Raw genomic sequence first — 5,462 nt, forward strand, 5'->3', positions numbered from 1 at the left:
TCCCGCGCCAAGCGCTAGGCGATCAGTTCCCCAAGACAAAAAAAAAGGCCGGAGCAGCAATGCTCCGGCCTTTTTCATTGATGCCAAAAACTTATGATTACTCAGCTGCTGCTGTCACACTCACGGGAAATTGTTCCGTGTCTTGCTGATACAGGTCAGGCAAATACGGCCCAGCAGGAATACCCTGTCCCACAGTCCCGGCAGCCAGTGCATTTGCTTGGCGCGCCAAAGGTATGTAGTTGGGCGATCCTTTTTCAATGGCTGATATAATCGCTTGGGCGAGAAGGTCGGCCAATGGATTACCGGAACTGCTGGCTTGCGGTGAGTAAGTCAATTGCTGCGTGTGGATCCAAACACTTTCACCGGACTTGCAGCTACGGAGATCATAAGTGAAAGTCACATTGGTCGATGTCGCCAGCACAACGTACTGAGATTCCCAGCGCTCAATCGTCAGGTACAATGCCGTATCGCAACCGAACATTCGGTCTAGCCGCCGCGTATCTGCGCCGTATAGCAGCGCCGGGTCGGACAGCCCCTCGTCTTCTAGGAGAGACTTCACCATATTCGCCGGAAACACATAGTATCCACGCTGAGCAAATGGCTGAGAAACCGTAGACAAGAAAAATTCCGGAGCTTCTACGGCTCCCGAATTATTCAGCGCAGGCAGGACGAGAATGGATTTGGGATTTTCAGTCCGGAAGTCCGAGTAATCCTTGGCCTGAGGGCCTGACGCTACACACCCCGCTAAGGCGAGAGAAAGTGCAGCGACCGACAGTGCAGATTTTATCGCACCAATTACAGGTACAGATTTCATTAGACGCCAGCCTCCTCAGCCGATTTTTCAATTACAGTTTCATCTGAGACTTGCTCAGTTTCGACTGCACTCTCTGGCAAGCCCGCCTCAGCGTTCTGATCCGTCAGCCGGCTCACAACGCCTGACATGAACACTTCGGATTCCGGAAACGCCTCCGCTTCCTTGCGGAAAAGCTCCACAGCAGTGGCCTGATCACCCTGATTCAATTTCAGGTATCCGAGCTCCGCGTATAATCCCGGTGCGAGACGGTCACTGGCTTCGCCTTTTTCAATTGCCTTTTCCAGCGCAGTCTCAAATTTGTCGGCCAATTCCGGTTTTTTGTAGTATGCGTACAATGTCGGCTCGTAAGCGCCATATTCGAAACGTGGCGCTGCGACACACGCCGTAAGAGCCACTGCGCCAGCGCACAATAAGATACTTTTCTTGATCATTTTCCTACCTTTAGCGAACAATTTTCAAAGCACTGTCACGAGCGACATATATTTTCTTGTCATAGAGAACGGCGGAACCATCAGTGATCTGAATTACATGGCTCCCCGGAACAACGCCAAGCGTTTGATTGGCGCCATCAAAGTCTGAGACTGGTCCCACAACAACTCCATCAAGGATTACTTGGGAGGTTTCAGGGAATGCCTCGAAGTACACCGCTGCTGAGTTGCCACCCTGCACAATTGATTCCCCCGGGTAGGCGCATCCTCCAAGAGTTGCGAGACCAATGAAGGCAACACTGATTGCCAATGTTTTTTGAAACGGCATCATTTCACCTCCCGAACGATGAGTCGTTCGGACTCGCCTTCCAAACTTCCTGAAACCACCTGTGCGACAGACCCTTCCGAGTACTCCGTATCGCCAAAGAAAGAGACGACTTCAATCTCCGCAATCGATCTGCCCGGCAGTGTGATTGGAAGCCCTGACTGCCCGCTTTTTATGACTTCACCCAACGTCTCTACGGTGAAATGGTCGCCCACTTTCAGACCTTGGCGGCCCCCGCCACTGATAAAGACGCGATCACCGTCAACCTTGAGAACGTCCGTACTCCATGGACGATCCTCCAAATTTCCGACTATCTCTGACACCATATTGGAGACCGCTGCCGAGATAGCGGAGTCATTCAAGGATGCATCATAAGCGGCTCTTGATCCGAATCCTGCGACTTCGCCTGACTCTGTAGACGCCTCACCTTTTCCGGAAGCGCTGAAGAAGGCCAAGGCGCTTTTGGGATCCACAAGTCGAGCCTCTACAGCGGCCTCTACCGTTTGCTTCTTTGTTGAGCTGAGAAAACCCACCTGGCCTTCGGTCTTCCGGCCGAATTCTGTAACCGAACCGACGATGACCGCATCCACGCCCACAAACTCGCTAGCACCGTCTTCGAGTAATGACTTTTCGAATGCGAGTCCACCAAGGTTGTCTCGCTCGAAAACCAGGAATCCTTCGGTCTCGACCAAGCGTTTGACAAGCATATCTCGTGCTTGATCTGCTAGTGGATCGTTTTCTCCATCGTACAGAAGACCTTTTCCGTATCGTGTACTATTTGAGAAGCGAACCACAGCGATCCTTCGTTTCAATGTGGGTTTCGAAACAGTCCGGACTGGTAGTGAAGCTTGGGCAGAGACGGCTGGTGTGGAAACACGTTCTGGCGCCTTTTCAACAGTCGCACACGTCGTCAATGCCGCGGCGCCACAGGCCGCGAACAGTAGATTCTTCAAAGTGAAATCTCCCCATTCTCCCCGCGATCTTTAGTGATCGCGAGAACACATTTCCCGTATTGGTTGTCGGGGTCAACCATAAAAAAGACCGATCATGAAACAATCACGACCGGTCTTTCAGTGTTCGCTTAAAACGCGAAAATATTCGGCGGCAAGTACTTACGCAGCGGCTTTTTCAGCTTTCCCGGCCGGTGGGAAGCGGTCGTAGAAGCCTTCGCCCTTGGCCGCCATGTCGCGGAGCAGGTCGCCCGGACGGAACCGGTCACCATACTTGTCCGCGAGCTTGTCGGCCTCGGCGACGAATTCCTTGATGCCCCACATCAGGTCGATATAGGAACAGCAACCGCCCGTATACGGTGCAAAGCCCCAAGCGAGGATGGAGCCAATGTCGGCATCGCGCGCATCGGTGATAACACCCTCTTCAAAGCAACGGGCAACCTCCACAGCCTGACGGATCAGGAAGCGGTTGGTCAGCTCTTTCTTCAGGTCTGGTGGGCATTCGTCCACCTTCACTTCCAGCTGCGTGTTCAGGTCTGGCCAGAGGCGTTCCGGCTTGCCCTTTTCGTTGTAGTCGTAGAAGCCCTTTCCGGCCTTGCGGCCCACACGCTCCTGGTCTTCGACGAGCCATGCAAGGAACTGCGTCCGGTCATCCGTCTGCAGATCGATACCAGCTGCCTCAGCGGTTGCCCGCGTCACTTTCAGCGCGGTGTCGAGACCGACCGAGTCGGAAACTTCCAGCGGGCCCATCGGCATGCCGGACTGTCGGCCGACATTCTCGATGATCGCTGGCTTGATGCCTTCTGCCAGCATTTCCATGCCCTCGCGCGTATAAGTGCCGAAGCAGCGGGACGTGTAGAAGCCGCGGCTATCATTGACAGCAATCGGCGTCTTGCGGATGGCGAGCACATAATCGACCGCCTTGGCGAGGGTCGCTTCGCTGGTCTTTTCACCGCTGATGATTTCGACAAGCCCCATGCGCTCGACCGGCGAGAAGAAGTGGATGCCGATAAAGTTCTCAGGGCGTTCCGATGCTTCAGCCAAGCCTGTAATCGGCAATGTGGATGTGTTTGATCCGAAGACAGCATCCTTGTCGAGAACAGCTTCAGCCATCTTGGTGATCTTGGCTTTCAGTTCGACATTCTCGAACACGGCCTCGATGACCAGGTCAGCGCCTTTGACATCATCATAATTGTCGGTCGTCGTGATCAGGTCGAGCAGTGCGTCGCCCTTCTCCTGTGTGGACTTGCCACGCGAGACGGCCTTTTCGACGAGACGGCGGGAATAGTCCTTACCCTTCTCGGCATTCTCTTTCGAGACATCGACGAGAACAGTCGGGATACCAGCCTTGGCCTGCACATAGGCAATGCCCGCGCCCATCAGGCCCGCACCGACGACAGCGATCTTCTTGAACTCGGTCTTCGGATGACCGGCCGGGCGGTTGCCGCCCTTGGACAGTTCCTGCATCGACAGGAACAGGGACCGGATCATGGCTTTCGCTTCCGGGCGCTGCTGGGTGTTGATGAAGTATCGGGTCTCGATCCGGAGACCCGCATCGATCGGCACCTGAATGCCTTCATAGATGCAGGACAGGATGTTCTTCTGGGCCGGATAGTTGCCATAGGTCTTGGCCATCAGCATGGCATTGGACATGGTCGCGACCTGGCCCGCACCGGGGCTACGATGCACGACGCCGCCCGGAACCTTGAAGCCCTTTTCATCCCACGGCGCCTGCGCCTTCGGATTGGCCTTGACCCAGGCCTTCGCCTTGTCGACCGTTTCGGACGATGGGGCGAGTTCCTGAACGACACCCATGGCGAGCGCCTTCTCGGCATTGAAGCTTTCACCTTGCAGGATCAGTGGCAGAGCGGCCTGAACGCCGATCAGGCGTGGCAGGCGCTGGGTGCCGCCAGCGCCTGGCAGGAGGCCGATCTTGGCTTCCGGCAGGCCGAATTGCAGCTTCGGATTGTCATTCGCCGCAACGCGATAATGACAGGCCAGCGCCACTTCGAGACCGCCGCCGAGGGCGAGGCCATTCAGCGCAACGGCCACCGGCTTGCCGCAGGTTTCCAGTTCGCGCAGCGTCTTGTTGAGCGAAAAGCCGCGATCGAATTGCGCCTTTTTCAGCTCTGCTTCGGACATGTCCGCAGGCGACTTTCCGGCGCCAGCGCTCTGGTTCATTTCACCAAGATCCGCCCCGGCGCAAAAGCCGCTCGGCTTGCCCGACGAGATCACCAGGCCCTTGATGGCGTCATTGGACGCGACTTCCTTGGAGATTGCGATGATATCAGCGACAGCTTTTGCCGTCAGCGTGTTCATGCTGCGGCCTGGCACATCAAAGACTGCGTGCGCAATGCCGTCACCATCGACGTCCCAACCGAATGTTTCGAGTTCCATATCGTGTATTCCGTTCGTCTGTATCTTGATTAAACGCGTTCGATGATCGTGGCGGTGCCCATGCCGGCGCCGACGCAGAGGGTGACAAGGGCGGTTTCCTTGCCGGAGCGCTCCAATTCGTCGACCATCGTGCCAAGGATCATGCCGCCGGTCGCGCCGAGCGGGTGGCCCATAGCGATGGCGCCGCCATTCACGTTCATCTTTTCATGCGGGATGTTGAGGTTCTGCATCATCAGCAGGACGACCGATGCGAAGGCTTCATTCAGTTCGTACAGGTCGATGTCACTGGCTTCCATGCCGGCCTTCTTAAGGACCTTCTGGGACACATAGGTCGGGCCGGTCAGCATGATGCCCGGCTCGGAACCGATGGACGCCATGGCGCGGATGCGCGCGCGCGGCTTGAGGCCGAACTTCTCGCCCATTTCCTTCGAGCCGAACAGGACCGCTGAAGCACCATCCACGATACCGGACGAGTTACCGGCATGGTGCACATGATTGATCGCTTCCAATTCAGGATAGCGCTGCTTGATGACTTCATCGAAGCCCAT

General features: G+C 55.9%; 5 protein-coding genes and 1 pseudogene. All 6 read right to left on the reverse strand.

The window, feature by feature from the left end; all coding sequences use genetic code 11:
- Positions 1-97: 97 nt before the first annotated feature.
- On the reverse strand, positions 98-814 hold the full coding sequence (locus B4F73_RS09905) for a DUF799 domain-containing protein (protein WP_290483153.1): 717 nt from the start codon (positions 812-814) through the stop codon (positions 98-100).
- Positions 814-1,245 carry a DUF4810 domain-containing protein gene (locus tag B4F73_RS09910; RefSeq protein WP_290483154.1) on the reverse strand — a complete coding sequence of 144 codons (432 nt, stop codon included), beginning with the start codon at positions 1,243-1,245 and terminating at the stop codon, positions 814-816. The genes B4F73_RS09905 and B4F73_RS09910 overlap by 1 nt, the downstream gene beginning before the upstream one ends.
- 10 nt (positions 1,246-1,255) lie before the next feature.
- Entirely contained in the window at positions 1,256-1,573 is a 318-nt protein-coding gene (locus B4F73_RS09915; RefSeq protein ID WP_290483155.1) for a hypothetical protein, read from the reverse strand.
- On the reverse strand, positions 1,570-2,379 hold the full coding sequence (locus B4F73_RS09920) for a CsgG/HfaB family protein (protein ID WP_290483156.1): 810 nt from the start codon (positions 2,377-2,379) through the stop codon (positions 1,570-1,572). Before B4F73_RS09920 ends, B4F73_RS09915 begins: the two co-directional genes overlap by 4 nt.
- A gap of 300 nt (positions 2,380-2,679) precedes the next feature.
- Complete coding sequence (locus B4F73_RS09925; protein ID WP_290483157.1) at positions 2,680-4,914, reverse strand: 3-hydroxyacyl-CoA dehydrogenase NAD-binding domain-containing protein; 2,235 nt, start codon at positions 4,912-4,914, stop codon at positions 2,680-2,682.
- A gap of 29 nt (positions 4,915-4,943) precedes the next feature.
- A pseudogene (locus B4F73_RS09930) lies at positions 4,944-5,462 on the reverse strand (acetyl-CoA C-acyltransferase); the annotation flags it as partial.

It is taken from the genome of Hyphomonas sp. UBA3601 (genome assembly GCF_002375605.1).
In the GTDB taxonomy this organism is placed as follows: Bacteria; Pseudomonadota; Alphaproteobacteria; order Caulobacterales; family Hyphomonadaceae; genus Hyphomonas.